The organism is Campylobacter sp. VBCF_01 NA2, assembly GCF_027797205.1.
Classification (GTDB): Bacteria; Campylobacterota; Campylobacteria; order Campylobacterales; family Campylobacteraceae; genus Campylobacter_B.
In genome coordinates, this window is the sequence record NZ_CP115607.1 from 1,086,322 (window position 1) to 1,108,482 (window position 22,161).

The following is a 22,161-nucleotide window of genomic DNA, read 5'->3' on the forward strand; positions in this document are numbered from 1 at the left end:
CTCTCTCCTAAATTTAGCTAAATTTACGCAAAAGCTCAGCTACTTCTTTTGCGTGATATGAGATTATCATATCCGCTCCTGCGCGTTTTATGCTTATCATAGTCTCCATTAAAACCCGCTCATAATCGATTAATCCAAGCTTCGCTCCGCCTTTTAAAAGCGCATATTCGCCACTGACATTATACGCACAAATCGGAAGTAAAGTGCGCTCGCGCAAATCACGGATTATATCCAAATACGCAAGTGCCGGTTTTACCATTAAAATATCAGCCCCTTGTGCCTCGTCTTCTAAACTCTCATTTATCGCTTCTAGGCGGTTTGCTGGATCCATTTGATACGAGCTTCTATCACCAAAGCTAGGCGCGCTTTCCGCTACATCGCGAAACGGCCCGTAATACCCGCTCGCAAATTTCGTCGAATACGCCATAATCGGTAAATTTTCAAATCCATTGCTATCAAGTGCTGTGCGTAAAGTGGTGATTATGCCGTCCATCATACCGCTTGGGGCTATCATATCAGCGCCGTTTTTAGCGTGGATTAGGGCTTGTTTGGCTGAAATTTCAAGCGTAGCGTCGTTATTTACGGTTTGATGAACATGATCTAGTATCCCGCAGTGTCCATGGTCAGTGTATTCGCAAAAGCACAAATCCGTAATCACCATAAATTTTGGAAATTTATCCTTAATCGCACGAAGCGCAGTGGCGATTATGCCATCATCGCTAAGCGCGTCAGAGCCAATGCTGTCTTTAACCTCTGGAATTCCAAAAAGCAAAATTTTATTAATTCCCAAATTTGATAAAATTTCACACTCTTTTAAAATTTCGTCCAAACTCAGCTGAAATACGCCTGGCATGGAGCTTATCTCGTTTTTGACACCTTTACCAGGAACGACAAAAAGCGGGTAAATAAAATTTCTCATCTCTAACGAAGTTTCGCGCACGAGCTCCCTTACTACGGGATTTATGCGCACTCTTCTAAATCGTTTAAACATTGTTTTTCCTTTTTTGGGTAAAATCATCGATTTATAATATCACAAATGGAGTAAATTTTATATGAATATTCAAATTTCGCAGATTGCAAATTTGCCCTCACGCTTCGGTAAATTTAAGGTGCAGTCCTTCAAAGAAAACGAAAAAGAACACTTAGTAATCGCAAAAATGCCGTTAAATGAAATCGTAAATGTGCGAATCCACTCCGAGTGCCTCACAGGAGATGCAATCGGAAGCCTAAAATGCGATTGTAGAGACCAGCTCGAAGAGAGCCTAAAATACATAGAAAAAAACGGCGGTATGGTGATATACCTGCGCCAAGAGGGGCGAAATATCGGGCTTTTAAATAAAATCAACGCCTACGCGCTCCAAGATAAGGGCTTTGATACAATCGAGGCAAATCATCAGCTAGGTTTTAAAGCAGACGAGCGCACCTATGAAATCGTGGATTTTATCCTAAAACACTATGAAATCAAAAAGATAAATTTACTCACAAACAACCCTGAAAAGCTATCAAATTTGCATTGTGTGGAGATCGTCGAGCGCATACCGATTATCATTAAAGCCAACGAATTTAGCGAAAATTATCTAAAAACAAAAAAAGATAAAATGGGGCATTTGCTGTGAATTTGATTTTGCCTGAAAATTTCGACGAAAAGTGCGCTAAATTTGGCGAGTGTCTGCGTAAATTTAACGCAATCCACAGCCTTACGAATTACGATGATTTAAGCGAAATTATCGCTGATAGTATTGGTGGGGTGAAATTTATCCCAAAATACCCTAAAATCGCCATTGACATCGGTAGCGGGGCTGGGTTTCCGGCGATATTTTTGGCTATGGTTTTAAACCACACGAAATGGCATTTATACGAGCCAATCGCCAAAAAAGCGTCATTTTTGACCTACGCTAAGGTAAATTTGGGGCTAAAAAATGTCGAAATTCATAGAGAAAAAATCGAAAATTCGCTAAAATTTAGGGCTGATTTGATAACTTCAAGAGCTGTGATGAAAACGAAAAATTTAGTCGAAATTTGCGATGGATTTTATGATAGCAATACGCACTTTTTGCTCTATAAAGGCAGTAGCGTAGAGGCGGAAGTGAGTGAATTTTTAAAAAAATTTAATGGCGCAAAGACGCAAATTTTTAACGAAGAGAATAGAAATTATCTTTTAATAAGTGAAATTTCAAAACCAATTTAAAAGGCCAAAAATGGGAAAACTTTTATCATTAGCGATAATTATTGCGTTAATTTATTTTTTAATCGTGCCGAAATTTCGCGCCAAAAAGGGCGAGAGCGCAGACACAAAGGACGAGCAAGAGCCAACAGCGCTAATGCCTTGCGATGAGTGCGGGACATATTACGAAGCTAGCGCGCTTATCTCGCATAATTCGCGCCAAATTTGCAAATCTTGCTTGGCAAAAATAAAGGAAAAAAAATGATTATTCTAGGGCATGAATTGGTTGATTACGAGCCGTTTTACGCTATCAAACACACAGACGAGGTTTTTAGATACGATAATTTGCTCTTTAAATTTGATTCTAAATTAATCTCGCTAGCCAAAAGCACGGAGAAAAATTTCAGCGTCATTACAAACAACCTAAACGAAATTTTGCTCGCAAACGGCGCAGGTGCGAGATTTATCATCGTAAATAAAAAAACCGCTCCACTCGCGCAAAAACTAGCCAACGACTATCTTTTTGACGCTAAAATCGCGATGTTTGTCAGCTCCACTCGCGCCCTAAAACAGCTTGCCGAGCTTGGAATCGACGCCGTGGTTTTCAAAGAAGCCATCGCAAACCGCCCAAAATCCTTTTTAAGCGGGCTTTTTGCTGGCGGGCGTAAATTTCACCTGCCACACATCAATCCGCAAGGCCTAATCGGTCTAACCAAAAATTTAGGCGGAAAAATCAAAAATTTAGACACAAAAATCAGTGCGAAAAATTTATCCAAGGAGGATATATGGAAAAAATAAAAACCGCCCTGCTAATGAGCGGGCTCGTGCTACTTTTTATGTTCGTCGGCAGCCTAATTGGCGGACAAAAGGGTATGATTATGGCGTTTGTCGTGGCGTGCGGTATGAATTTTTTCAGCTATTTTTTCAGCGACAAACTAGTCTTGAAACACTACCGCGCTACGCCTGTAACTGCCGAGAGCCAGCCTATGTTATACGACATAATCGATCGCCTTTGCGCTAAGGCAAATTTGCCAATGCCAAAAATCTATATCATCAACGAGCAAGTTCCAAACGCTTTCGCCACAGGTCGCAACCCAAACAACGCCGCAGTCGCCGTTACACAAGGCCTGCTAAATCTAATGAGCCCGCAAGAAATCGAGGGCGTGCTAGCTCACGAGCTAAGCCATGTTAATCACTACGATATCCTAATCGGCTCGGTCGCAGCGATGTTTGCAGGCGCAATCGCAATGCTAGCGAATTTTGCCAAATTTGGCGCGATTGCAGGCTCAAACTCACAAAATCGCGGTGGTGCAAATGGAATTTTCTTACTCATCGGAGCCGTGATAATGCCGCTAGCTGCTAGCGTAATCCAAATGGCAATCTCGCGCACCAGAGAATTCAAAGCAGACGCCGGTGCAGCCGCGCTTACAGGACACCCTGAGTGGCTGATTTCTGCTCTATTCAAGCTAGATAATTACGCCAAAAACTACCGCATGCACTCTGCGACGGGATCGACTGCGCACATGTTTATCATAAACCCATTTAGCGGGATTAAGGCGAATTTCTCTCAGCTTTTTAGCACGCACCCTAGCACAAGCGACCGTATCGCAAAACTCGAAGAGCTAAAAGGCAAAATCGTTATCGAAAAATAAAATTTGCAAGGAAATGCGAAGCATTTCAGTAAAAATAAAATCAGCTAAATTTTAAAAAGCATTGCTTTTTAAAATTTAGCCACTTCTAAGGTTTTACAGGGGTGGGGGTTGGTAAGGGGGAGGGTAGCGTCTCCTAAAAAGCGCGCCCTCCCCCTTACAGAGAATTTCAAATTTCGCTTAAAATTTAAAAAATCGTTCAATGCTAAATTTAAGTAGAATTTTGAATTTAAATTTCCCTGGATTGACTTCGCCTACGGCTCGTCCAAATGCCCCTTCGCTTCGCTCGGGTCGCTACGCTCATTTTGCTTCGTCGCTTTGCTCCTCACAATGACAAATTATGCAAAATTTACACTTGATTTGTCATTGCTACAAATAAAAATTCCGGGTCAGTGTTTTTGCAAAATTTACAAAACTAAAATTTCATAAATTATTTCTCATTTCTTGCAATATAATCACAAATTTTCATTTTTTCAAATATTTACTATCTTGCGTTAAAATCACATTTTATTTTTCATCAAAGGAGAAAAAATGGGATTACTTTCATTTGTTGCAAATGCTGGTAAAAAGCTACTTGGTATCGGAAACGACGAGCAAAATGTCAAAGACGAGATCACCAAAAACCTCTCTTCTACCCCAATCGAGGGCTTAGATGTCAAAATCGAGGGCGATGTCGTTAAAGTAAGCGGAAACGCCGACAAAGAAACTCTTGAAAAAGCCGCTCTAATCGCAGGAAATGTAAATGGAATTTCAAGCGTAGAAATCGAAGGCGTCAATGAAGATAGCGAAGAGAACTACTACACTATCGTCAAAGGCGACAACCTTTCAAAAATCGCTAAAAAATTCTACGGCGATGCTAACAAATACCCTGTGATTTTCGAGGCAAACCGCGAGGTCATCAAAGACGCAAACCTAATCTATCCAGGTCAAAAAATCAGAATTCCAAAAATCTAAATTTATGGGCGCAAACGCGCCCTACTCTTTTTTTATTTTTCAAATTTTTGTATAATCACCCAAAATTTAGCTAGGAGCAGGTTATGAAAAACGCTTTTACTATGGTTGAACTTGTTTTTGTTATCGTTGTTTTGGGAATTTTATCTAGTATCGCTCTGCCTAGAATGAACGCCAGCAGGGACGATGCCGAAATCGTGCGATTGATGACAAATATAAAGACCCTTACTAGCGATATCACAAACTACTACAACGCAAACGGCTGTCTTAGCAACAATCCAAATTTTATGAGTAATGTCGCCACATTTAGCTCAGCCGCTGGTGGCGCACACGCAGGCAACGGCTCGTGCCTAGCTAACGGCGGTAGCGTATCAATGCACATCAGAGTCAAAAACAAACCTTGCTACGCCCTAACTTACGGCGTGAGCGAATACATGGGTGCTTGGGTGCGCATAGATGGTATGAGCGCAGGTGCCTCAAATGCGTGCGAACTAGCGCACAATCAAGCCACGATGAAATCAATGCGCGATGCAAGTTTCACATACACAGACGAAACTGGCGCGAACAAAACAGCCAAAGGCACAAGAATCGGCGGATTAAATCCGAATAAATTTAGGTAAAATTTGGTTTTGGCGGTTTTAAGGAGCTTTGAATTTTAGTTCTGTTTTCTCATTGTGGCGAGCGAAACGCCCACCCTACGATATTGCTTCAAATTTTAAAAGCAGCGTGGCGAAAATAATTTATAACCAATTTCGAACTAACTTCCTTCTTTTAAAGACAAACCACAAAAACGCAATCGCCAAAAACAAGGTAAAATTTTTGTATAATCGAAGCTCTTTTTGTGAAAATTTTACGATTTCTGCGTCTTTTCCACTATAAAATTTTAAAATTTTTGTTTTCTGCTCGTCTTCATAAACAAGCGCTTTGTAAATTTTATAAACATCGCCAAAACTTTCCTTTTTTACCCAAAATGTAAAAAAATAATTATTTTTGCTCAAATAACTAACTATCGGCTCAAATCCCAAATTTGGCTCTACGACCTTAATACAGCTATTCCCGGCGTTATTTTTAATGCAGACATTGTAATATTTTCTAGGCGATAAAACCTTATCTCTAAAATTTTTTACCGCTATTTCCTTGATAGATGTTACTTTTCCTTCGATATATTCGGTGTTTTTCAAATTAGTTTCTATATTAAACGATATAAAAAAAGCACGACAGAAAACAAAATGTAATAAATATTTTCCAAGATAAATTGTATAAATTTATTTGATTTCATAGATATTTTTCGATAAACCACCCTTACAGGCGCAAATTTCGCTAAATTTACGACCTGTAATCTGCGTTTATTTTGACATATTCATAGCTGAGATCACAGCCATACGCGCTAAATTCGCCCGCTCCAAGCCCCAAATCGCATGAAATTTCAAATTCGGCCTTTTGCATTACTTCGTGCGCTAGCCTTTCGCGCTCCTCATCTAGCTCACGGTGCGCACTATCATACACAAGCGCGTCATCGTATTTTATCACGAGTTTTTCGGCGTCGCACTCTATCCCGCACGCGCCGATTGTAGAGGCTATGCGCCCCCAGTTTGGATCCTCGCCATAAATCGCTGTTTTGACAAGCGGAGAATTTGACAAAGCCTTGGCAGCCTTTTTGGCTTCATTGTCATTTTTCGCGCCAAAAACTCTAAATTTCACTAGTTTATTCGCACCCTCGCCATCACGCACAAGCATTAAGGCAAGGTCGAGTGCGAGTTTTTTCAGCGCGGCACGAAACGCCTCTTTATCATAGCTAGCGCGCGCACTGGTCGCTAGCATGACGGTATCGTTCGTGCTCGTATCTCCATCGACACTGACCCTATTAAAGCTATCCTCCACAGCCTCGCTTAAAAGCTCGCCCATATCAGAGTGCGGGATTTTCGCGTCGGTTAAAATATAGCAAAGCATAGTCGCCAAAGCCGGATTTATCATACCCGCACCCTTGCAAATGCCTGCTATGCGAAATTTCTCGCCATTTTCCAAGCTCACTTCGTAAGCAAACTCCTTTTTTAGCGTGTCTGTCGTCATAATCGCCGTGGCTATGGCCTCAGAATCGCGCGCCATAAGGTCGAAATTTTTCGCAGCAGCTATGATTTTTTCTTTTTTTAATCTATATCCAATAACGCCGGTTGAGCTCATCACAGGATTTACTAAGGGCGTAAATTTTGAAATTTCAGAGAAAATTTCATCTATATCGCTAATGCCTGCTTCGCCAGTCATTGCGTTTGCGTTTTTAGAATTTATCAAAATGAAATTCGTGCGAAATTCCCCGCCGTTTTTCTCTAAAATTCGCCTAAAATGCGCTATTGGCGCAGCGGCAAATTTATTACTCGTAAAAATCGCGCTTATAGCAAACGGCTCATCGGCTCTGATAAATCCCAAATCATTTCCGACCTTTTTAAATCCAGAATTTAGCCCGCCAAAATAAAATCCGTCGATATTTTCGAGGCCGTTTTGCAAAGGGGCGATTTTATACATATTTCATCTCCTGCGGTTTGTATTTGCTTCTAATTAGCTTTTTGGTATCCCTGATACCCTCGGCTGTGCCGATGACTAGCAGTTTCGCGCCAGTGCCGATTAGATAATCGCCATCAGGCATAGCTACAAAGCGGTTGTTAGCTTCCTTCACGCCCACGATATTTGCGTTTGTCATCTCTTTGAGGCGGGTTTCTTTGAGGCGTTTGAACCTCATCCACGAAAACTCAGGAACTAAAATTTCTTCGATATCAATCGGGGAGTCTTTTTGATAAACGAGGCGTTCTAGGATATTTTCCATATCTGGGCGCACGCTAATCGCTGAAAGGCGCTGTGCGGCGAGTTTGGACGGCAACACGACAGAATTCGCACCAAGTTTTTTGAGGCGTTCGCTGTCGCTGTCGCTGTCAGAATTCGCCATGATAAAATACGGCGTAATACGCCCTAATTCTTTTTCATAAAGCCTAACAAGCGTGATAATAGCGATATTATCGGCCAAATTTGGACTTAGCGTGATTACGGATTTTGCGCTTGAAAGGTGCGCTTTTAAAAGCGTTTTTTGCTCGTGCGGATCGCCGATTATGTAGTATGGGTATAAATTTTCATCAGCGCTTTTTGCCAAATCTGGGTTTGGATCAATGACGACAAATGGGATATGATTGGCGCGAAATTCCTTCGCCAACTCCGCACAATACGAGTTGTTATAGCATATAATGTAGTGATTTTTGAGCCTTGCGATATTGTTTATCATAGCTTGCTCCCTGATTAAATTTTGCAGTGTTCCTTTTTTGATAACTTCGACGACGACACCCAGACAAAACGAAAATGTCCCAAAGCCCATCAAAATAAATGCGATTGTAAAAAGTCTGCCAGCAGGCGGGATTGGCGCCACCTCGGTAAATCCGACGGTGGTAAATGTCATGCCTGCTTGATAAATTGCATCAACTAGCGAAAATCCAGCGGTAAATATATAGCCCAAAGTCCCCACTAACTGCATTAAAACAATGATAATTAGTGGAAGTCTAAATGGGCGTAGTTCGTCGTAAATTTCGCTATAAAGGTTAATGTCCGGTTTAGTAGAGCCGGACCAGTTGAGGAATAATTTTATTCTGCCTAAAATAGACATAAATTCCTCTTTTTAAGGTTATCTTGATTGTTTTTTCATTGTTCTTAGAGTTGAAGCAGCTACTTTGATTTTTCTTGTAGTGCCGTCTTCTAGCTGAACGCGAACTGTGCGTAGATTGACTTGGAATTTTTTCTTAGTTCTGTTGTTTGCGTGGCTTACATTGTTTCCTACCATCGCACCTTTGCCAGTGATTGCGCATCTTCTTGCCATAATAAATCCTTATAATTTGAAAATAAACGGCGATTATATCTTAAAAAATTTCAAAATTTGCTTAAATTATACAAAGTATTAAATTTAGCAAAATTTATGAGAAAAATTAGTAAAATTGCGGGTTTTATAAATTTGATAAGGAAATTTGATATGTATGTAGCCCCTAGTATTTTATCGGCTGATTTTGGCAGGCTTAGCGAAGAAGTGCGCGCAGTATGCGATGCGGGAGCAGATCTGATCCATGTCGATGTCATGGACGGACACTTCGTGCCAAATCTCACAATCGGCCCACTTGTCGTAAATGCCGTAGCCAAGGCCTCCACAAAGCCTCTTGATATTCATTTAATGGTGCAAAATGTGCCGTTTTTCGCTGATTTATTTTTACCACTAAAACCGAAATTTTTAAGCTTTCATATCGAGGAGGAAAAACACCCTTTGCGCTTGATAGATCATATCCGCAAAAACGGCGTCAGCCCCGCTATCACACTCAATCCACACACACCAATTAGCGCGCTTGATTATATCATAGACGAGGTTGATATGGTGCTTTTAATGAGTGTAAATCCGGGCTTTGGCGGGCAAAAATTTATCCCATCAGCCTTGCGTAAAATTTCGGAACTTAGAAATTTAATCGAAAAACGGGGCGCGAAATGTATGATCGAAGTCGATGGTGGCGTAAATGGACTAAATGTCGCCGAGCTAGATAGTGCAGGCGCGGACATCGTCGTGGCTGGGAATTTCGTATTTTCATCAAACGATTACAGCGAAGCTATCAAAGCCCTAAAAGTATGAGCCAAGACAGCAGAAAAGGGCTTGATAACCTAATCGAACTTTTGGCGCAAAAAAGTATAAACTACCACGATTTTATCGCCAAAGCGCAAAAAATCGAGCTAGTTGCGGAGCTTTTTGAGCCAAAAGATTTTAGCATGTGGCGCGCCATGGGGCTAAATGTCATCAAGCTAGACAACGGCAAAATCACGCTCAAAACCCGCGAAACCGATATCGAGGACGAGATTTTTTGCTTTGTGGATATTGAAACCAGTGGCGGGCTAAGTAGCGGTCAAATCATCGAAATCGGCGCGATAAAGGTGCAAGGCGGGCGAGTTTTGGATAGATTTGAGAGCTTTGTATATGCAAATTTTGTGCCAGAGGGTATCACCGAACTAACCGGAATTAGCGCGCGCGATTTGGTGGGCGCACCAAGCCTAGCTAGCGTTTTGGAGCGGTTTCGGCTATTTTTGGGCGACGCGATTTTCGTGGCGCACAATGTCAAATTTGATTATGGTTTTATCGACGCAAGTATGCAAAAATGCGGGTTTGGCATGCTGCTAAACCGCAAAATTTGCACCGTCGAGCTAGCGCGTCGCACGATAGAGTCGCCTAAATACAATCTCGGCGCGCTAAAAGAGCTTTTGGGTATCGAAAACACCCACCACAGGGCTTACAGCGACGCTATTTCGTGCAAGGAAATCTTCGCTCACGCCATAAGCGCACTTCCATGGAGCGTGCAAAGCACAGAGGATTTGATACTATTTTCCCGCACAGCAGGGCTGAAAAAACCAATAGAAAAAGACATTAATTAAGTTTCGACAAAAATTTAAAAATTTTTAAATTTTCCTTGACTTTTAACCAATTTTGATGTATAATACAAGTTCTTTTGCATTGGGGTATCGCCAAGCGGTAAGGCAATTGGTTTTGGTCCAATCATGCGGAGGTTCGAATCCTCCTACCCCATCCACACTTCTTTAAATCATTTTTGTATCGCAGGGTAGAGCAGTGGTAGCTCGTCGGGCTCATAACCCGAAGGTCGGGGGTTCAAATCCCTCCTCTGCAACCAATTATTCATTTTTAGGCATTTGCGAAACAACCACAAAGACACTTAAAAAAATCTGAATTTTATTTAAACCGAATTTATCAAATTTTCAATCAGTTCTTTTGACTTTTTAATATTAGTTGTTATATATTTTTGCGTTGTTATTATATTTGTATGACCTAGCGCAAAAGAAACCTGCTCCACAGGAATTTTAAGATAATTTATCGAATATGTTCCGATTAAATGCCTTATATCGTGTAATCTTATTTTTGGTAAATTATTTCGTTTTAAAAGAGAATTCCAAGAACGGCGCAAATCGGTAAATTTAGTATTTGTCATAGGATTTACAAAAATATAATTATCTAAATTTTTATCATTTTTCGCTTGAATATACAGTTTTAAAAGTCTTTTATAAAGCTCATCACTCATCGAATAAACCATATCTCGCTTTGCTTTATTGATTTTACAAGGTATTATATATGTTTTTGTTTTGAAATTTATATCGCACCAACGCAAATTTAAGACTTCGCCTTTTCTGCGACCGTGTAAAAGAAAAAAGAAAATATCGGCATTATAACCTTTATTTTCGCAAATTGCTTTAATAAATTTCTTTTGAATTTTTAAAGAATAATCAAAATATCGCTTATTATCAAATTTAGGCAATTCCACGAAGTCGCAAGGATTTTTATTTATAATTTCTAGCTTCATACCAAGCTTAAAAATAACACGCAATTTCGCAAGTATGTTTTTAACTGTTTTGATTTTATAGTCTTGTTTTATTAAATCATTGCAAAACTTTTGAATATCGATGAAATTTAGCTCTGTTATATCTTTTTCGCCGATTGTGCTTTTTATGTGCTTATTGTATGTGTAAATATCGCTTTTTAGCGTATGTTCTCGCAAAATCAGCTCATAAAAAACGACATAATCAGCAAATAAATCGTTCAATATCATCGTTTGCCTTAAAATGGAAAAGGTATCAAACCACGATTAGCAAATTCATTTTGCAAAAATTCAAAATCATCTTTAAAAGGCTCAATATGATTTTTAAATCTTTGCAAAAATCCGCGTTCAATCATTTCATTTTCTAATTTTGCAAAATCAATAAAATCAAAGCAATCATCACTAATCCAATATTTATTATCTTTATAATAGCGTTTTAATCGTTCATCGCTCATATTTTCCCAAGAAGTCCTAAAAATTTTATAAGGGTTATAATGCACGATTTTATTACGATCGGCATCTTTGATATCTTTTAACTCAAAAGGATTAATCCTAGAATTACCACGATTTACAATTCGCTCATCACCACTCGCTAAATGCACGACGACTTTATCTGACCGCTTATAAGCGATTTTATGTTCTAAATAATCAAATCCGTCAATGCTTACGACTATCGTATCAATTATATAATCAGTTGATTTTAGTTTTTCGCCACTGCAAAATTTACTATTATCAGCGATTAAATCACAACTTATTAAGCCGTCACGGAATAAATTTGTCATCTGTTTTAAATCTCTAAATTCGCTTTTATGGCGAATTTTTCGATAAAGTTCCATTGTTATTAAAGTCCTACTAGTGCTAAAACGACGGATATTATAATAAATATACCAATATGCTACATCGTTAATCGCTCCATTTTTGCCGTTTGTAAAGCTTTTTAAAACATATTTCAAAAGATAGGCTATCACGCCACCGCCGTTATCGTCAAATTCGCTTTTTATATCCGTTTTTGTTTTAAAATAGTTTTGTGCTAAATTCACAAATCTATCTTTAAATTTACTAGGCACAAAAGCGACGATATGACAGTGCGGACAGCCGTCTAAATGCGGTTCAAAAACCTTTAAAAACATAATGTTTTCATTAAATTCGCTTTTTATCTCTTTAAAAATTCGCTGTCTTAAAAATTTACGCCAACTCTCACTTATAAAATCTCTTGCACGAACTACAAAATCAGCAGAGCCGTCAAATTTAGGATTATCGACAAGCTTTATATTTTTTGATTTACCTAATTTTACCTGTTTTAACGGCTTTAAATACGACGGAGCCGTCAAAGTTATAAAAATAGGCGTATCAAAACCAAGCTCGGATGCAAATTCTTGCATAGTTTTAATGCGATTATAAATTTCAGCGTGATAGCGTTTAGGCTGAATATTTGCCGAAGTCGAAAAATCAAAAAATGATATTTGCTTTTCGCCGTTAATCTCAATATATGAATTTTTGTAAAAATTCAAAGTATTTAAAATTTTCTTGTCAATATCTTTTTTATCAATGACACTTATGCCGTAAGGTTCGTTAAAAATCTCATATTTTGAACTAAAAAGATATTTTATTCCGTCTTTGATATAAACTCTCATAAAAAATCCTTTATAAAATTTCAATCGAAAGCGTTAAAGTTGTATCTTTATTCTCTTTTGAACTAAAAGAGAATAAATTTCCAATAAACCAAATATCGCTTAAAAGCGGAATAGAATACTTTTTATCGTAAGTTATTTGCTTGTTTATACCGCTTAAAACAAGCAATTCGCCTTTTTTTATGATATATGAGCTTTTTAGCTCTTTTTTGCTTGTCATAGGTTTATCGTTTTCATTACTTATAATGTCTTCAACTATCAAATGAAGCGACAAATCAACGCTTCCGTCTTTTAAAATTATCGGATAAAGCGTAATTTTTAAGCCAATATCTCGGTATTCATAGCTACTAGTTACGCTTTGTCTGCTATCTGTAAATTCTTTATTTTGCATTAAATACGGGATATTTTCAACACTGCTAAAATAAAGCTCTTTACCGCTACGAATTGTAAAAAACGGGCTTGATTTTATGTCACTAAAATCCTTTAAATCTAAAAATCGCAATACGCCATAATAACCAGACTTTGAATTTGCAGTTACATTTGAAACCGCATTATATGGCATTGTTATCAAATTTAAAAAATAGTTAAAAGTATCGCTAGGAAATGACTTCAAATATGAAGTAATTTCCGAGCCACGATCTTTTAAATCTTTTAAATTTGTTTCCAAAATCGTTAATTTGATACTTGTTTGTTTTGGCGTATCATCGATTTTTTGTAAAGCACTTAAAATTTTGCTTTGTTTTTCATCATCTGCGATATAAAAAAGAGTATTTGAATTGTCGATATAAGTTGAGTTTATATCTAAAATTTGCAAAACTTGTTTTATATCATCTTTTACAAAATTATTCAATGAAACAGAATAAAAATCAAATTCTTTATTTTCTTCATTATAAAATTCAATAGTTTTTAAATTTTTGATATTGTTTTCCAAAAAATCAACAAGAAAAAAACTATCAAATTTAATCAAAGTTAAGCCCTGTATTAAAAGCATTTCACGCAACATATCAAGGCTTATTTTTGGCTCTTTTTCATCGCTAAAAAAATAAAATTCGCCCTCATTAGCTTTTTCACTTACAATAATATTAACATTATTATGAGAAGAAGCAAAAGAAACGAATTCAACTAAACTATGTTTAAAACTATCTGCGTTCAGTATCTGAACCCAAAACACCAATATTAAAATCAGAATTTTTTTCATAGGATACTCCTTGATTTTTCATCAAATTTGTAAAAATATTTTCTTTAAAAACAAAAAAATACTTAATCGAATTTATGCTTTTTATTCGCTTCGAATAAATAGGCTTATAATTTTCCAAAAGAGCCATTAAATAAGACATAGGAAAAATTTCATATTCTTTTGAAATTTCGCAGAAATTATCATAACAAACTATAAAGACAGCGAAGCCGTCTTTATAGTTATTTAATGGCTCTTTTTCAATATGAGTGCCCGATTGTAAATCTCCTCCCCCATTTCTTACAGAAACGCCACCGCCAACCCTATTAAAATTGCTTTCAGCGACCGCCTTTTCTTTTTCTACATTGCTACCAAAAGAAAAAAGCGTATAAATAAAACTACAAATAGCAATTAAAACAAGCAAAAACGCAAAAATAAGGTATTTTTGAACGAAGCTTTTAATTTTTGTATCGTTACCGCTATGATATAAATTAAAAATTTCAGTGCTAAAAGGTATATTTAATGCACCGCCTTGAATAATTGAATTTTGATACATACGATAATTTGAATATTGAATATATCTAAATTTCTTTGAAAATAGCCGTTTTCCACTATCGACAGCTTTATAAAAAAACTCTGCAATTCGTTTATATTCGTTTGGAACAAGTGATAGATCTTGCGTTATCAAAAATAAATCATGGTATAAATGGCGATGATATGTAAGCCACCAAATCAAAATTTCATCGTTTTTCTTAAAGATATTATGAACTTCATCGATAACAAAAAGAGCATTTTTAAAACTATTATTTTCGCAATATTCAAGTAATTTTTGGTCGTTTTCTTTGTTTTGATACATAGTATAAAGATTAGTTAAATGATACATTAAATCGTTAAAATCAAACTCTAAAACATTATCAAAAAGATTAAATTTGAACTCGTTTATATTTGTATAGCAAATTTTATATTTTTGCAAATTTTCATTATCGATTTTTGATTTTTTCTTTTTGTTTTTATAGAAAAATTCCCAAATTTTATAAACTGCTAAATATGATTTTCCGCTTCCTGGATTTCCTACAATATAAGTAATAGCCATATTATTCCTTTAATGCAATAATAAGGCTTAAAACACTTATACGAAGTTGCAAAAGAGCCTTTAAAATAATTTTTGTAAGAAAACCAACAAAAATACTAATAAAACCGACACTCAAAATAGAAAACGCATCGACTGCGCCGTCCCAAACACCGCAAGATTTTAAAACCTTAAAACCAAGCGACAAAATATCATCACTATCAACGCTACTAAATCGACGAAGCAAATCATTAAAAGAACTATAAAGCCATAAAATAGTAGAAATAAGAGCGCTAAAATATGCAATAAAAGAAACAACAATCAAACTATTAATTGCCACAATAACCGCAAATTGCGCCATTTTTTTAGCAAAACTTACAGCACGAAGTCCAAAGAATTTAAGCAATTCTGCAAAAAAAGCTAAAATAGCACCAATCATTCAGCACCGCCCAAATTAATTACTCGAACAAAAATGAACTTCAAACCAAAAAACAAACAAGTAACCAAAGTCAAAAAATATAAAACAGAATAAAGACGAGATAACCAAACACACAAATCAAAATTAAACTGATAAGTAAAAAATTTAAAATCGATAGTATCAGATTTCAAAGGGCAATTTAAAACCCTAGATTTTCCAAACTGAATAAAGCCACCATTTTTAATATCATCAATAGCCGACTTTGCTTTATCAATAAGTCCATCAAGTTCTTTTTTGGTATTACCATAAGCTCCGTCAAATTGTTTTTGAGCGTCATCAAGCATTTTAGAATAATCGCTCGTAATATCTTGCGGAGTGCAATTATCACCCACACAATCACCAGAAGGGGTTTCTGGATTTTCTGAATTTTCTGGATTTTCTGGATTTTCTGGGGCAGTAGTGCCAGAATCATCACTAGGATCACCAGAACTTCCACCGCCAGAACTTCCACCGCCAGAACTTCCACCGCCTGAACTTCCACCGCCTGAACTTCCACCGCCTGAACTTCCACCACCTGAACTTCCACCACCAGAATTTCCACCACTAGGATTTTCATTGTCATCATTATTTGGGTTATTATTGCCACCACCACTAGGATTTTCATTGTCATCGTTATTTGGATTATTATTGCCACCACCACTAGGATTTTCATTGTCATCATTATTTGGGTTATTATTGCCATTTGAACCAGTGCTAGTATCGGATTGTTCGCGCAAAGTATCATCAACACTACAATAAATTTCTTCTGCATCAAATTCGCCATTACTACAAGTAACCTTACAAACAGCCAAAGGCTCATCATCATCACCATTTGAAATATTTGCAACAATACGAGAAGAAACATAAGAGCCTAAATTTTTTTGTTTGCAATGACAATCGGCACGAAATTTTAAATTTGGGATAATTTCACAATCTTTGGAACATGAACCAGTATCAGAATTAAAATATTGTCCATTTCTACCATCACAAACAACACATTTTTGATTACCAAGAATACAAACGCCATTATTATCATATTTAATACAAGGATCAAAAACATTATCATAAATTAACAAATGTTCAGAATTGATAGCATAAACACCAGAAAATAGATTGTTATAAGTAATTTTAGTCCAAAGACCAGAAGAACTAGAACCATAAGTTATATAAGAAGTAGTATTATTTATATTGTTATTATTTTCATAAGCACAATATTTATAATAAGTAAGTTCAGGATAAGTAGAATAAGGATCTAATACATAAATTTCATTTTCTTTATTAGTTGTAAGGATATCCGAAACAGGAATAGGCTTTAATTGAATATCGCAAAAGGCTAAATTAAAAAACAGCGATAACAATAAAAAAATTTTTAAAATTCCAATTAAAATTTTCATTTATGCCACCGTTTCACTAGGATACTAATAACCGCAGAAATCGGAATTAATGAAACAGAAAACCAAAAAAATATAGAGAAAAAATAATCAAATGAATTAATACCAGTCAAAGGGACAACACTATACATATTAAATCCTTGACACGAAAAACAAAACTAAACTAGCGAAAACAAATCCGCACAAAATGCCACTAAGAGCCATTAAATAGTTATAATCGCTAAAATTAAGATTTAAATTCGTAAAAATGTCGTAAGAATTCATAATTCGCCTTTCAAAAATCCGATACTTTCAGAAACGATTTTTACAAGACCAAGAAAAGCTAAAAAAATAACAAAAAACGAATAAATAAAAGTTTGCAAATTTTCAAAAGGTATTGTCATTTTAAATCCTTATTTATTCGTTTTAAAGCCCCAAAATAGGGGCTTTATTTTAACCGCGTCTAATGAAGCTAATCGCCCATCTAACGACAACAATAGCACCAAGAGCCGTAAAAATCGCAGTAGCGACACCATAAAGCGGAGAAATGTCAAAATTTCCGCTAACTTTTCCGTCTGCTGACATTGTTACATCAGCCATAGCGTTATTAACGCCAACGAACGCCAAAGCTCCTAATGTTAGGGCTTTTGCCTTTGCAGATTTTGCAAATTTTTTTAGTTTTTCCATGAAAAACCCCTTTTATGGAATTAGCTATTTAATAGCTTTATTAAGCCGATTTTGTTTAAATCGGCTTGTAAAACTATTTTTTAGATTTTGTTTGATTTTTTATAAATTCTATAAATTCGGTTAAATTAAAATCATCTACAACATAAACTTGACTTTGATTTTTGATTAAATTCCGAGTATTATTTTTATACTCATAAACTGGCATTTCTTCCGTAACTGGTAAAGTTATAAAACGCTTACCAACGAAATAAGTGTTAAAAAAATCCTTTAATGCAATTCCATTTAAATTAAATTTACGCATATAATCATCTGTAAATTTGATAATAAGTGTTTTTGTAATAGCATTTTCGCCCTTTAAAACTTCGCCATTTTCATTGACAGCATCATAAGTAACTTTAAATTGTGCTACAAGCTGAAACCACGAAACATAAACGCCGTTTTCGTTTTTATCGCCCGAAGCGTTAGCCTGATTTGGAAAAATGGTAATGTATGAAAATCGTTTAAATTGATTTTCAAAGCTAAAAGGTAAATTCTCGTTTTGAAAGATAAAATCTGATATATAACTTGACATAGGATACTCCTTAATTTTGTCTTTTTAGGATACTTAAACTCGCCTTTGTGATGAGTATCCTAAGCAATCACAAAGGCGGAACAGTTTAAAGCCATATTCAGGGCAAAATACAAATTTGATATTTCAAATCTATATTTTCTCAATATTTTTAAGTAATAAATAGATAAAATAAAGGTGCATAAAAAAATTACTTTATAGTTTATTACTTAAATTATTTTAGTATTTTAGTAAAAAACTATAAAATTGTCAAGGTTTTTAATGATGAATAACAAAGATTTTTGCAAATTACTAAAAATTTCAGAGCCAACTCTCTATAACTGGAAAAAAGAAAAAGAATTTCTATATAAAATAGTTATGGAATACAAAGAAAATTCAATAAATAAAACAGATAATGTAGAAACTGAATTTTTAAAATACTTCAATAATTTAAGCCAAACAGAGAAAGAATACTACATTGCAGACATTAAAGCTAGAATTCTTAAAAAAGAAATCGACAAGGAAAGTAAATGAAAAAAATCCTATTTTTATTTATTTTTACCTTGACTTTATCATCTGCAAACCAAGCCTTTGATTATGAATATAGTAAATTTAAGGCGTGGTATCAAAATAAATCTGCCTATGAGATCGGAAAATATATATTTGAAAGAGCAGAAAATGGATTATTTAATAAACTAAAACTAAAAGACAAATTTAGCTACAATTACGGCTACAAAGGCAATAAATTTTATTTCAAGTTAAAAGTCGATGACAAAAAGAAATTTTCAACGGCAGAATTTAGAAATGCGGTTGAAAGGCTAATTTGCCAAGAGCCTTTATTGTCTGCTGCTATTTATACTGAATTAAAAATGGAATTTAGTATTTATAATCCATATATTGACTTCACACACTACAAATTCGGATTAAACAAAAACACAGAACCGCTTTGTATAGAACATAGACAAAACATAAAACAGGTTGATAAATACTGGCAATAATTTTAATGGCGAACATTAGTATATAAAGACACAAGAGCAAACTAAGACGGGCGGTCGCAAGCTCCCGCCCATCTTAGTTTGCTGGAAGCCCCACCCCCCAATTTTATCTATTTTACTCATATAAACATAAAATTTCCCACCCTTTTAAAAATATGAGTGCCCGATTGTAAATCTCCTCCCCCATTTCTTACAGAAACGCCACCGCCAACCCAAGAAAAAGGGGTAAAGAGTTACCCACACGAATTTATAAATTGAAAGTTATAGGTAATTTTAAGATTATGTTTTTTGTTTTTAGGGGCGAAAATTCGACGACTGCAAATAAAATCACATTACGCCAATTGCAAATTTGACAAATTAAACTTGCAACACACGCTCGACGGCTACTCGCTACGCTCGTTTCACGCCGTCGGCGTTGGTATTTATGGGGCTTTGCCCCATACCCCACCCTATGCTATAAAAAGCCAATTTTAAGGGAATTATCAAAAGAAATTAAACGCACAAATTTCTCATAACCCGAAGGTCGGGGGTTCAAATCCCTCCTCTGCAACCAAATTTAATAATTTAAATCATACAAATGCATTTTTGTAACATAAATTTCATATAATTTCCAATATATTTAGAAAAAATCATAAATAAATTCAAATTTTATAACAAATTCCACAGCAATGTTTGTTATGAATAGTGGTTTCCGCGATCCAAACGGCGATTTGCTAGAAGAAATTTATCGCAAAATCAAATTTAAAAAGTGGTTTTTCGGACACTTTCACGAGGAACTTTTCTGCGTAAATAGCCAGTTTATCACACTTTGGCACGACATAGTGGAGCTGAAATTTGAGGGTGAGAAAATCAAGTATTTGTGCGTGATTTAATCTCGCTTCGCAAGCCATAAAACACTGCGCCGAAATTTTAAAATTTCCAAGGGGCAAAATCGGCTAAAATTTTGCCATTTTGGGTTTATTTATGCTTTTTTCTTTTATTCTTGCGCGGTTTTGACTCACCAGCTTTATCACCAGTAAAAATTTCATTTTTATGTGCATATTTTTGTTTTAAATAGTGCTCATAATCCACCAAATCCCCAAAACATTGTTTGCACCTTAAATTTTTTACCTCATAAAAATAAAAAGTCTTTTGACAATTTTTGCAGAAAAATAGTTTATTTTGATTGCTTTTTTTGCCAAATAAAAAGGCGATAAGCGAGGCAAAAGCCACAATAAAAACAAAAATTTTGCCCCTTGTGCCAAGTCTTACCCAGCCTTGGTGTTTGATCCACACTTTATATCCGTTTAGCGAAGCAAACCCATTAAAAAAAGAGATTGCAGACACCATAAAAGCGCCAAGCTTATCAGAACGAAAAGCATAGATAAAAAAGAGCATAATACAAATCAAAATAATGTCGAAATAATCCATACCAACACTAGATAAAAGCCCATTTATAAGGCTGTTTTGCCTAAGCATTTCTATGCCAATACAGACAAAAGACAAAAAAAGAAAAATTTGAAAATAGTTTTTATTTTTTATCTGGCTAGGTAGCGATAAAAGGGTGTAAATCACGAGAAAGATTGTTAGAAAAATTTGGATTTTTAACTGCATTTTAACTCATCAAATAAATTTATCGCAAATTCGTCGAATTTTTTACCTTTTAAGTGTGCTTTGCAAAATTCCACGATTAGTCCGTGAAATAGCGCAAATGCGCCGTTTTCGTCATTTGAAAAATTCTCATAGCGAGAATTTGCTAACTTAAAAACTTCGCTAAAATTTAGGCTCTCTAACCACTCTTTGCACTCATCATAGCACTCAAATTCATAGCCAAAATATCCCAAAATTCGAAGTGCGTAACTATCAACGACCATTGTAGGTCGCCCGCACGCATAGCACAAAATCGCGTCGCAGGTTTCCGCGCCTATGCCTTTTTGGCCGATAAGCCACTCACGGCTTACGGCGTGCGCGAAATTTTCAAAATCGCCAAATTCTGCCGCAATCGCCCTGCAAAGCGAGCTTAGCCGTTTTGCTTTTTGGTTATAAAATCCGCTTGGTTTGATGATTTCGGCTAAATTTTCCACGCTTAAATTCGCTAAATTTTGCAAAGTTAAAAGCCCTTTTTGGCGCAGGTTTTCAAGGGCAAGTTCGGCGTTTTTCCAGTTTGTGTTTTGGATCAGTATCGCGCCGACAATCACTTCAAATTCGCCATATCTCGGCCACCAGCGAAAATCATCAAATTTAATCGCGCCAAAAAGTGCGCGAAATAGCTCAGTCGCGCTCATTTTCGGGGCTAAATTTCGCAAAAAACTCGCTCGCATAGCTTAGCGCAAACTGCTTTGCGATCCGCCCGCTTCGGCTCGCCCTAACCCTCGCAAACTCGCTAGCTTTGGCGCGCAACTCGTCAAGTGCGTGCGCGAAACGCTGCCTAAACTCATCAACGCTCATAAATCTAAATGCCGCGAAATAGCTCTCCACCACGCCCAAATACTCGCTCATATTTCCACTATAAAAGCTAAGTTGCAAACCAAATCGCTCGCTAAGGCTAATGCGCTCGTTTTTAGCGTCGCTTAAATGAAGCTCGTCGGCGCCCACCTGCGCGCCCATGTTGTCGCTGGCTAGCTCGCTTAAAATGTGTCTGCGATTCGAGGTCGCATACATTAGCACATTTTTGGGCGCGCGCTCCATAGAGCCGTCAAGTAGCGGTTTTAGGTGCTTGTAGGCGTTTTCGCCAAGCTCAAAGCTTAAATCATCGCAAAAAATGATGAAATAATAATCCTGCCCCCTGATTTCATCGATTATGTCGATGAGATACTCCAAATCATCTTTACCGATTTCGACAATTTTAAGCCCGTCTTGCAAAAATTTCGTAAAAACTGCCTTTGCTAGGCTTGATTTACCACAGCCCGGCTCGCCCCAAAGCAAGGCGTGATTTGCCCCGCGCCCGTGAATAAAATTTCGCGTATTTTCTACAAGCGCAGTTTTTTGCGCCTCCAAGCCACAAAGCGCGTTAATATCCACAAAATCAATATCCTCTATCGCCCGCAGTTTTAATCCGTGTCTGCGAAACTGCGCCACTTGCACGCTTTGCCAATCAAT

The 22,161-nt window shown here is 36.5% G+C and carries 29 protein-coding genes and 2 tRNA genes; 14 read left to right on the plus strand and 17 right to left on the minus strand.

Annotation, left to right across the window (positions count from 1 at the left end; genetic code table 11):
* Positions 1-13: 13 nt before the first annotated feature.
* Positions 14-991, minus strand: a complete 978-nt coding sequence (hemB, locus tag PF027_RS05620; RefSeq protein WP_270877225.1) for a porphobilinogen synthase — start codon at positions 989-991, stop codon at positions 14-16.
* Positions 992-1,052: 61 nt separating this feature from the next.
* Here hemB and ribA point away from each other — a divergent pair, with 61 nt between their 5' ends.
* The 7 genes from ribA (at position 1,053) to PF027_RS05655 (ending at position 5,384) form a co-directional block, all read left to right on the plus strand.
* Positions 1,053-1,616: a GTP cyclohydrolase II gene (gene ribA, locus PF027_RS05625; protein WP_270872441.1), complete on the plus strand. Its 564-nt coding sequence runs from the start codon at positions 1,053-1,055 to the stop codon at positions 1,614-1,616.
* Complete coding sequence (rsmG, locus tag PF027_RS05630; protein ID WP_442868131.1) at positions 1,613-2,188, plus strand: 16S rRNA (guanine(527)-N(7))-methyltransferase RsmG; 576 nt, start codon at positions 1,613-1,615, stop codon at positions 2,186-2,188. The genes ribA and rsmG overlap by 4 nt, the downstream gene beginning before the upstream one ends.
* A gap of 10 nt (positions 2,189-2,198) precedes the next feature.
* Complete coding sequence (locus tag PF027_RS05635; RefSeq protein ID WP_270877226.1) at positions 2,199-2,429, plus strand: PP0621 family protein; 231 nt, start codon at positions 2,199-2,201, stop codon at positions 2,427-2,429.
* Positions 2,426-2,962 (plus strand): hypothetical protein, encoded by a 537-nt coding sequence (locus tag PF027_RS05640; protein ID WP_270877227.1) that lies wholly within the window; start codon positions 2,426-2,428, stop codon positions 2,960-2,962. The genes PF027_RS05635 and PF027_RS05640 overlap by 4 nt, the downstream gene beginning before the upstream one ends.
* A complete protein-coding gene (gene htpX, locus PF027_RS05645; protein ID WP_270877228.1) occupies positions 2,950-3,816 on the plus strand; it encodes a zinc metalloprotease HtpX in 867 nt (288 codons plus the stop codon). The genes PF027_RS05640 and htpX overlap by 13 nt, the downstream gene beginning before the upstream one ends.
* A gap of 528 nt (positions 3,817-4,344) precedes the next feature.
* Positions 4,345-4,767, plus strand: coding sequence for a peptidoglycan-binding protein LysM (lysM, locus tag PF027_RS05650; RefSeq protein ID WP_270859298.1), 423 nt, complete (start codon positions 4,345-4,347; stop codon positions 4,765-4,767).
* Between the two features lie 83 nt (positions 4,768-4,850).
* Positions 4,851-5,384 (plus strand): type II secretion system protein, encoded by a 534-nt coding sequence (locus tag PF027_RS05655; protein ID WP_270862303.1) that lies wholly within the window; start codon positions 4,851-4,853, stop codon positions 5,382-5,384.
* 120 nt (positions 5,385-5,504) lie between these two features.
* Here the strand turns inward: PF027_RS05655 and PF027_RS05660 are convergent, their stop codons facing one another.
* From PF027_RS05660 to rpmB, 4 genes are all read right to left on the minus strand, one after another.
* Entirely contained in the window at positions 5,505-5,945 is a 441-nt protein-coding gene (locus PF027_RS05660; protein ID WP_270872446.1) for a hypothetical protein, read from the minus strand.
* Positions 5,946-6,090: 145 nt separating this feature from the next.
* Positions 6,091-7,284: a bifunctional glutamate N-acetyltransferase/amino-acid acetyltransferase ArgJ gene (argJ, locus tag PF027_RS05665; protein WP_270872447.1), complete on the minus strand. Its 1,194-nt coding sequence runs from the start codon at positions 7,282-7,284 to the stop codon at positions 6,091-6,093.
* Positions 7,277-8,407 (minus strand): potassium channel family protein, encoded by a 1,131-nt coding sequence (locus PF027_RS05670; protein WP_270872448.1) that lies wholly within the window; start codon positions 8,405-8,407, stop codon positions 7,277-7,279. The genes argJ and PF027_RS05670 overlap by 8 nt, the downstream gene beginning before the upstream one ends.
* Positions 8,408-8,425: 18 nt before the next feature.
* Positions 8,426-8,617 (minus strand): 50S ribosomal protein L28, encoded by a 192-nt coding sequence (gene rpmB, locus PF027_RS05675; protein ID WP_270859292.1) that lies wholly within the window; start codon positions 8,615-8,617, stop codon positions 8,426-8,428.
* 150 nt (positions 8,618-8,767) lie between these two features.
* Between rpmB and rpe the strand changes: the two genes are divergently transcribed.
* From rpe to PF027_RS05695, 4 genes are all read left to right on the plus strand, one after another.
* A complete protein-coding gene (gene rpe / locus PF027_RS05680) occupies positions 8,768-9,409 on the plus strand; it encodes a ribulose-phosphate 3-epimerase (protein ID WP_270862519.1) in 642 nt (213 codons plus the stop codon).
* Positions 9,406-10,200 (plus strand): 3'-5' exonuclease, encoded by a 795-nt coding sequence (locus PF027_RS05685; protein WP_270872449.1) that lies wholly within the window; start codon positions 9,406-9,408, stop codon positions 10,198-10,200. The genes rpe and PF027_RS05685 overlap by 4 nt, the downstream gene beginning before the upstream one ends.
* An 80-nt stretch (positions 10,201-10,280) precedes the next feature.
* Positions 10,281-10,355: transfer RNA gene (locus PF027_RS05690), tRNA-Gln, on the plus strand.
* 24 nt (positions 10,356-10,379) lie between these two features.
* Positions 10,380-10,454: transfer RNA gene (locus PF027_RS05695), tRNA-Met, on the plus strand.
* Between the two features lie 63 nt (positions 10,455-10,517).
* Here the strand turns inward: PF027_RS05695 and PF027_RS05700 are convergent.
* The 9 genes from PF027_RS05700 to PF027_RS05740 form a co-directional block, all read right to left on the minus strand.
* Entirely contained in the window at positions 10,518-11,384 is an 867-nt protein-coding gene (locus tag PF027_RS05700) for a tyrosine-type recombinase/integrase (protein WP_270874081.1), read from the minus strand.
* An 8-nt stretch (positions 11,385-11,392) separates the two neighbouring features.
* Positions 11,393-12,787 (minus strand): replication endonuclease, encoded by a 1,395-nt coding sequence (locus PF027_RS05705; protein WP_270876568.1) that lies wholly within the window; start codon positions 12,785-12,787, stop codon positions 11,393-11,395.
* A 10-nt stretch (positions 12,788-12,797) separates the two neighbouring features.
* Positions 12,798-13,982: a type II secretion system protein GspD gene (locus PF027_RS05710; RefSeq protein ID WP_270872452.1), complete on the minus strand. Its 1,185-nt coding sequence runs from the start codon at positions 13,980-13,982 to the stop codon at positions 12,798-12,800.
* Complete coding sequence (locus PF027_RS05715) at positions 13,924-15,051, minus strand: zonular occludens toxin domain-containing protein (protein WP_270872453.1); 1,128 nt, start codon at positions 15,049-15,051, stop codon at positions 13,924-13,926. The genes PF027_RS05710 and PF027_RS05715 overlap by 59 nt, the downstream gene beginning before the upstream one ends.
* Before the next feature lies 1 nt (position 15,052).
* Positions 15,053-15,466 carry a hypothetical protein gene (locus PF027_RS05720; protein ID WP_270872454.1) on the minus strand — a complete coding sequence of 138 codons (414 nt, stop codon included), beginning with the start codon at positions 15,464-15,466 and terminating at the stop codon, positions 15,053-15,055.
* Positions 15,463-16,878: a hypothetical protein gene (locus tag PF027_RS05725; protein ID WP_270872455.1), complete on the minus strand. Its 1,416-nt coding sequence runs from the start codon at positions 16,876-16,878 to the stop codon at positions 15,463-15,465. Before PF027_RS05725 ends, PF027_RS05720 begins: the two co-directional genes overlap by 4 nt.
* Before the next feature lie 257 nt (positions 16,879-17,135).
* Complete coding sequence (locus PF027_RS05730) at positions 17,136-17,258, minus strand: hypothetical protein (protein WP_270877229.1); 123 nt, start codon at positions 17,256-17,258, stop codon at positions 17,136-17,138.
* A gap of 49 nt (positions 17,259-17,307) precedes the next feature.
* Positions 17,308-17,541: a hypothetical protein gene (locus PF027_RS05735; RefSeq protein WP_270872457.1), complete on the minus strand. Its 234-nt coding sequence runs from the start codon at positions 17,539-17,541 to the stop codon at positions 17,308-17,310.
* Between the two features lie 73 nt (positions 17,542-17,614).
* Entirely contained in the window at positions 17,615-18,112 is a 498-nt protein-coding gene (locus PF027_RS05740; protein WP_270872458.1) for a hypothetical protein, read from the minus strand.
* A gap of 258 nt (positions 18,113-18,370) precedes the next feature.
* Between PF027_RS05740 and PF027_RS05745 the strand changes: the two genes are divergently transcribed.
* The 3 genes from PF027_RS05745 to PF027_RS05755 all read left to right on the plus strand — a co-directional run bounded on the left by PF027_RS05745 (position 18,371) and on the right by PF027_RS05755 (position 19,955).
* Positions 18,371-18,622: a hypothetical protein gene (locus PF027_RS05745; protein ID WP_270872459.1), complete on the plus strand. Its 252-nt coding sequence runs from the start codon at positions 18,371-18,373 to the stop codon at positions 18,620-18,622.
* Positions 18,619-19,086 carry a hypothetical protein gene (locus PF027_RS05750; RefSeq protein WP_270872460.1) on the plus strand — a complete coding sequence of 156 codons (468 nt, stop codon included), beginning with the start codon at positions 18,619-18,621 and terminating at the stop codon, positions 19,084-19,086. The genes PF027_RS05745 and PF027_RS05750 overlap by 4 nt, the downstream gene beginning before the upstream one ends.
* A gap of 674 nt (positions 19,087-19,760) precedes the next feature.
* On the plus strand, positions 19,761-19,955 hold the full coding sequence (locus tag PF027_RS05755; protein WP_270872461.1) for a hypothetical protein: 195 nt from the start codon (positions 19,761-19,763) through the stop codon (positions 19,953-19,955).
* 85 nt (positions 19,956-20,040) lie between these two features.
* On the opposite strand, the gene PF027_RS05760 is transcribed toward PF027_RS05755, so the two are convergent.
* From PF027_RS05760 to PF027_RS05770, 3 genes are all read right to left on the minus strand, one after another.
* Positions 20,041-20,541: a hypothetical protein gene (locus PF027_RS05760; protein ID WP_270872462.1), complete on the minus strand. Its 501-nt coding sequence runs from the start codon at positions 20,539-20,541 to the stop codon at positions 20,041-20,043.
* 125 nt (positions 20,542-20,666) lie between these two features.
* On the minus strand, positions 20,667-21,347 hold the full coding sequence (locus PF027_RS05765; protein ID WP_270872463.1) for a 3-methyladenine DNA glycosylase: 681 nt from the start codon (positions 21,345-21,347) through the stop codon (positions 20,667-20,669).
* Positions 21,334-22,161 (minus strand): ATP-binding protein, encoded by an 828-nt coding sequence (locus PF027_RS05770; RefSeq protein ID WP_442868132.1) that lies wholly within the window; start codon positions 22,159-22,161, stop codon positions 21,334-21,336. The genes PF027_RS05765 and PF027_RS05770 overlap by 14 nt, the downstream gene beginning before the upstream one ends.

Bases quoted from the DNA above. Each gene is read 5' to 3' on its own strand.
- hemB (WP_270877225.1), bottom strand. From the start codon at position 991: ATGTTTAAACGATTTAGAAGAGTGCGCATAAATCCCGTAGTAAGGGAG.
- ribA (WP_270872441.1), top strand. From the start codon at position 1,053: ATGAATATTCAAATTTCGCAGATTGCAAATTTGCCCTCACGCTTCGGT.
- PF027_RS05635 (WP_270877226.1), top strand. From the start codon at position 2,199: ATGGGAAAACTTTTATCATTAGCGATAATTATTGCGTTAATTTATTTT.
- PF027_RS05640 (WP_270877227.1), top strand. From the start codon at position 2,426: ATGATTATTCTAGGGCATGAATTGGTTGATTACGAGCCGTTTTACGCT.
- htpX (WP_270877228.1), top strand. From the start codon at position 2,950: ATGGAAAAAATAAAAACCGCCCTGCTAATGAGCGGGCTCGTGCTACTT.
- lysM (WP_270859298.1), top strand. From the start codon at position 4,345: ATGGGATTACTTTCATTTGTTGCAAATGCTGGTAAAAAGCTACTTGGT.
- PF027_RS05655 (WP_270862303.1), top strand. From the start codon at position 4,851: ATGAAAAACGCTTTTACTATGGTTGAACTTGTTTTTGTTATCGTTGTT.
- argJ (WP_270872447.1), bottom strand. From the start codon at position 7,284: ATGTATAAAATCGCCCCTTTGCAAAACGGCCTCGAAAATATCGACGGA.
- PF027_RS05670 (WP_270872448.1), bottom strand. From the start codon at position 8,407: ATGTCTATTTTAGGCAGAATAAAATTATTCCTCAACTGGTCCGGCTCT.
- rpmB (WP_270859292.1), bottom strand. From the start codon at position 8,617: ATGGCAAGAAGATGCGCAATCACTGGCAAAGGTGCGATGGTAGGAAAC.
- rpe (WP_270862519.1), top strand. From the start codon at position 8,768: ATGTATGTAGCCCCTAGTATTTTATCGGCTGATTTTGGCAGGCTTAGC.
- PF027_RS05685 (WP_270872449.1), top strand. From the start codon at position 9,406: ATGAGCCAAGACAGCAGAAAAGGGCTTGATAACCTAATCGAACTTTTG.
- PF027_RS05700 (WP_270874081.1), bottom strand. From the start codon at position 11,384: ATGATATTGAACGATTTATTTGCTGATTATGTCGTTTTTTATGAGCTG.
- PF027_RS05705 (WP_270876568.1), bottom strand. From the start codon at position 12,787: ATGAGAGTTTATATCAAAGACGGAATAAAATATCTTTTTAGTTCAAAA.
- PF027_RS05710 (WP_270872452.1), bottom strand. From the start codon at position 13,982: ATGAAAAAAATTCTGATTTTAATATTGGTGTTTTGGGTTCAGATACTG.
- PF027_RS05715 (WP_270872453.1), bottom strand. From the start codon at position 15,051: ATGGCTATTACTTATATTGTAGGAAATCCAGGAAGCGGAAAATCATAT.
- PF027_RS05720 (WP_270872454.1), bottom strand. From the start codon at position 15,466: ATGATTGGTGCTATTTTAGCTTTTTTTGCAGAATTGCTTAAATTCTTT.
- PF027_RS05725 (WP_270872455.1), bottom strand. From the start codon at position 16,878: ATGAAAATTTTAATTGGAATTTTAAAAATTTTTTTATTGTTATCGCTG.
- PF027_RS05730 (WP_270877229.1), bottom strand. From the start codon at position 17,258: ATGACAATACCTTTTGAAAATTTGCAAACTTTTATTTATTCGTTTTTT.
- PF027_RS05735 (WP_270872457.1), bottom strand. From the start codon at position 17,541: ATGGAAAAACTAAAAAAATTTGCAAAATCTGCAAAGGCAAAAGCCCTA.
- PF027_RS05740 (WP_270872458.1), bottom strand. From the start codon at position 18,112: ATGTCAAGTTATATATCAGATTTTATCTTTCAAAACGAGAATTTACCT.
- PF027_RS05745 (WP_270872459.1), top strand. From the start codon at position 18,371: ATGATGAATAACAAAGATTTTTGCAAATTACTAAAAATTTCAGAGCCA.
- PF027_RS05750 (WP_270872460.1), top strand. From the start codon at position 18,619: ATGAAAAAAATCCTATTTTTATTTATTTTTACCTTGACTTTATCATCT.
- PF027_RS05755 (WP_270872461.1), top strand. From the start codon at position 19,761: ATGAATAGTGGTTTCCGCGATCCAAACGGCGATTTGCTAGAAGAAATT.
- PF027_RS05760 (WP_270872462.1), bottom strand. From the start codon at position 20,541: ATGCTTAGGCAAAACAGCCTTATAAATGGGCTTTTATCTAGTGTTGGT.
- PF027_RS05765 (WP_270872463.1), bottom strand. From the start codon at position 21,347: ATGAGCGCGACTGAGCTATTTCGCGCACTTTTTGGCGCGATTAAATTT.